The 500-nt window shown below is 56.2% G+C and carries 1 protein-coding gene; it reads left to right on the top strand.

The window, feature by feature from the left end:
- A partial coding sequence (locus HT737_RS28505) for a LysR substrate-binding domain-containing protein (RefSeq protein WP_306287298.1) occupies positions 1-384 on the top strand: 384 nt, incomplete at its 5' end.
- Between the last annotated feature and the right edge of the window lie 116 nt (positions 385-500).

Below are 500 nucleotides of genomic sequence, written 5' to 3'. Positions count from 1 at the left end.
GACTTCCGGCTGTTCTGGGACGACGCCTACCGCTTCCATCATTACGACCTCACCGAGCATTCCTGTATCAACCTGCGCTTGCCCACACACGGCGAACACTTCGCTTGGTTATTCGCAAAAGCGGGAAAAGAGCAGCGCGTGAAAGTGGAAGGTTCATTGGTCACGAACAGCATCGCCTCCGTACGTGATGCTGCTATGGCCGGACTCGGCCTCGCCTACCTACCGCAGGCGTACTTCCGCGAATCGCTGGAATCCGGAGATCTGGTCGAAGTTCTAGGGAGCTGGCGTAAAACCTTCGAGCCTTACCATCTTTATTACCCAAGCCGCCGCCACGCTTCGCCCGCGTTTTCATTGCTTGTCGATGTGTTGCGCCACAAGGAATAGCGGCGATTTGCGGTGTATGCTTTGGGTTGAAAGCTGCCGCTGGAGCGGTCGCTTCCCAATCTCCACTGGAACCCGATAGCTGCCACCCACAAACAACTGTCATAGGCCAAAAGCAG

Origin of the sequence: Pseudomonas sp. MD195_PC81_125, assembly GCF_014060985.1 — a bacterium.
GTDB lineage: Bacteria > Pseudomonadota > Gammaproteobacteria > Pseudomonadales > Pseudomonadaceae > Aquipseudomonas > Aquipseudomonas parakoreensis.
This window is presented reverse-complemented; position numbering and strand designations above follow the sequence as displayed.